The 1,150-nt window shown below is 53.7% G+C and carries 2 protein-coding genes; both read left to right on the top strand.

What is annotated here, in order from left to right; translation table 11 throughout:
• Positions 1 to 207 (top strand): hypothetical protein (locus tag Xsze_RS22510; protein ID WP_211293380.1); only part of this gene is annotated, 207 nt, incomplete at its 5' end.
• A 329-nt stretch (positions 208 to 536) separates the two neighbouring features.
• Positions 537 to 1,150 (top strand): contractile injection system protein, VgrG/Pvc8 family (locus Xsze_RS21445; protein WP_280176095.1); only part of this gene is annotated, 614 nt, incomplete at its 3' end.

Here is a 1,150-nt window from a genome sequence, read left to right as displayed (position 1 = left end):
GCCGCATCCAGCCAGACCACCTGGCTGTCGGGCGTCAGATTCACCGGCGGGTGCAGACGGTCAGTGTACACCACCGTCCCCGAACAGGCGGCCCCTGACAGCCCCCATCCCAGCAACAACCCGAAAACCCGCTTTTTCATCATCACCCTCCCGCAAGCAAAACATCAGGCCAGCGTGAAGAAAGCCACGGCAAAAATCAGCGTTTAATTGATTTTCTGACAATGAAGAATAAATACACCAGCTTGCTAAGATTTTTCTCAAATGTTGATAAGAAGGGCATTCCATTCATTAAATTCATGCTTATGCCGATAAAATAACAAGCAAGATGGGTCGCCTGACAGCGTCTGTAATAGATGGAATGAAAAACATGTCGATCAAAGTAGCCTCATCCCAGCATAATAAGAAAAAAAGGATGTACCTGAATAGCCTGATTTTTCAGCTGGAATACCAACCCGAATGCCAGGTTAAGTGAATCAAAGAGATCCCGGTGGAACACGGTATAAAGGACAACAAGCACAAATAAGGAAAACGAAACAATGTCAATGAAAAAACACCTGACGAAATTGCAGCAGGGGCACGCTCTGTTAGAAAAAGGCAAGCAGGCTGGAGATCTGGCGAAACAGGCAACAAACCTGCTGGGTGGAGCCGGTACCGCTGGCATGATGGATAAAGGCGGCTTGATGAAACCCGGTGGTTTTGCCGGCCCACTCGGCGGTCAGGGCCTCGCTCAGCAAGCGGCGGCCGGACACAGTGGGGCCGCCAAGGCACTGCAAAAAGCCGGGCAACAGCTGATGGGAGGGTCGACCCCGAGTGGCCTGCAATTTACCCTGACGGCGGGGGAACTGGCGCCGGAAACCTTTGTTGTCACTGACTTCACCCTGACGGAAGGGTTTTCCCAACCCTTCAGCCTGAGTGTCGGACTGGCGAGTGCTGATCCGGCCATCGACTTTCCGGCCGTGCTGGATCGCGCCGCCACCCTGACCATTTTGCAGGATGGCGTAGAAAGCCGCAGCATCACCGGTATGGTGGCCCGCTTTGAGCAAGGCGACACCGGCTTGCACCAGACCACCTATCAGATGACCATCCGGCCGGATTTATGGCGTACCACCCTGCGGCAGAACTCGCGCATCTTCCAGCAGCAGGATATCGA

The organism is Xenorhabdus szentirmaii DSM 16338 (assembly GCF_002632585.1).
GTDB lineage: Bacteria > Pseudomonadota > Gammaproteobacteria > Enterobacterales > Enterobacteriaceae > Xenorhabdus > Xenorhabdus szentirmaii.
This window is presented reverse-complemented; position numbering and strand designations above follow the sequence as displayed.